At 49.6% G+C, this 1,847-nt stretch carries 1 pseudogene; it reads left to right on the forward strand.

The features are described 5' to 3' along the window. A pseudogene (locus BUA60_RS23130) lies at positions 1 to 1,847 on the forward strand (hypothetical protein); the annotation flags it as partial.

The following is a 1,847-nucleotide window of genomic DNA, read 5'->3' on the forward strand; positions in this document are numbered from 1 at the left end:
GCCGTGGGGACTACAGAATTGGCTGCAGATGCGGTGACCAATGCAAAGTTGGCGGACAATGCGGTACAGACAGAAAACATATTAAGTGGAGGTAACGACAAGGTCTTGGTTACCGATGCCGTTGGTACGGTGGAGTGGATCGACAAGTCGAGCTTCGCTGCTATAGCGGATCAGGTAACGATTACGGGAGCTGGGACCTCTGGGGATCCTTTCAAAGTGGATGATCTTTCGATTGTGACCGCCAAACTTGGCGCCGATGCGGTGACCAATGCAAAATTGGCGGACAATGCGGTACAGACAGAAAACATATTAAGTGGAGGAAACGACAAGGTATTGGTTACAGATGCCTTAGGTACAGTGGAGTGGATCGATAAGTCGAGCTTCGCTGCTATAGCGGACCAGGTAACGATTACGGGAGCTGGGACCTCTGGGAATCCTTTCAAAGTTGAGGATCTTTCGATTGTGACCGCCAAGCTTGGCGCCGATGCGGTGACCAATGCAAAGTTGGCGGACAATGCGGTGCAGACAGAAAACATATTAAGTGGAGGAAACGACAAGGTATTGGTTACAGATGCCGTAGGTACAGTGGAGTGGATCGACAAGTCGAGCTTTGCTGCCATAGCCGATCAGGTAACGATTACCGGTGCAGGTACTTCTGGAGATCCTTTCAAAGTGGAGGATCTTTCGATTGTGACCGCCAAGCTTGGAGCCGATGCGGTTACCAACGCTAAATTGGCGGACGATGCGGTGCAGACAGAAAATATATTAAGTGGAGGAAACGATAAAGTTTTGGTGACGGATGCTGTTGGAACGGTAGTTTGGGTGGACAAGTCCAGCTTTGCAGTTTTGGCCGACCAAGTAACTATTACTGGTGCAGGTACTTCTGGAGATCCCTTCAAAGTTGAGGACCTTTCCATAGTAAATTCCAAACTTGGCCCGGATGCAGTTACCAATTCTAAATTGGCCGATGATGCGGTGCAGTTGGAAAACATAGCCGATGGTACGGTCTCCGGACAGGTAATGCAATGGGACGGTACCGAATGGACACTAGTGGATTTGGGCTCCGTAACGGTAACCGAAAATGACGGTGTAATTGGCAACGAGGTAACAAACGCCACCGACGGAACCTTGATCCGTTCAGGAGCGGGTACTACTATAAGTCCCTATACATTGGACGTGGCCACGGGTGGAATTACTGCCAATGAATTGGCTGATGATGCGGTAACGGCAGCTAAGATCAATGCTGATGTTGCGGGAAGCGGACTGGTACAGAACGCGACCACTGGAGCATTGGAAGTGGACGGCACAGCGATCACTGGTGATGGCAACATTACTTCTTCGGACCTAACGGTAGGTGGCGATGCCAATGCTTTATTGGGAGATGTTACCCTTGAGATAGCGGCCGGGGCAGTAGGGACTACAGAATTGGCCGCAGATGCGGTGACCAATGCCAAGTTGGCCGATGATGCGGTCCAGCCAGAAAATATACTAAGCGGCGGTAACGATAAGGTAATGGTTACCGGTGCAACCGGTACAGTAGAGTGGGTAGATAAATCTTTATTAAATACAGATAATCAAGGAATTAGTAGTTCAATTGTTAGTGCAAATGAGTCAGTAAATATAGCCTTGGAAAGAGGAGGTAGTACAACAATTGATATTCGTGATGCTGATGATGATCCGTATAATGAAATAGAATTGCCAGCGGGAGGAACAGGCGGACAAGTACTTTCCACTGACGGCTCAGGAATATATTCTTGGATTGATCCTGATACGGGTCCACAAGGTCCGGCAGGTCCACAAGGACCTCCGGGTAGTGACGGAGCCACGGGAGCCACTGGAGCCCAAGG

Origin of the sequence: Arenibacter palladensis (genome assembly GCF_900129275.1) — a bacterium.
In the GTDB taxonomy this organism is placed as follows: Bacteria; Bacteroidota; Bacteroidia; order Flavobacteriales; family Flavobacteriaceae; genus Arenibacter; species Arenibacter palladensis.